Annotated in this window: 1 protein-coding gene; it reads right to left on the bottom strand. The window is 63.6% G+C overall.

Features of this window, described 5'->3' with window-relative positions:
• Positions 1–382, bottom strand: a 382-nt coding sequence (locus tag FW796_RS31890) for an AMP-binding protein (RefSeq protein WP_446440711.1), incomplete at both ends; no start/stop codon positions are given.

Here is a 382-nt window from a genome sequence, read left to right as displayed (position 1 = left end):
CCCGACGTATTCCACCAGACCGTCGGTGCGATAGCGGGTCAGGTCACCGCTGCGGTACAGCCGGGCACCGGTGGTGCTGTAGGGGTCAGGGATAAAGCGTTCCGCCGTAAGGCCCGGACGATCCAGATAGCCCCGGGCTACGCCCAGGCCACCCAGGTACAACTCGCCGGCCACGCCAACCGGTAACAGGTTGAGGTTGGCATCGGCCACATAGGCGCTGCGATTGCCGACGATATTGCCGATAGGCGCATAGGCCGCATCGCACGGATCGCCCGCCTTGGCCTTCCAGATCAACGGCGTAACCACAGTTTCGGTCGGGCCGTAGCCGTTGAAGATGTACTTGGGCCGCAGCACTCGCCACGCCAAATCGTAACTAGCCTGG

Source organism: Pseudomonas sp. 910_21, assembly GCF_052850735.1.
Note: the sequence above shows the minus strand (reverse complement) of the source record. Positions and strands in the feature narration are given on the sequence as shown.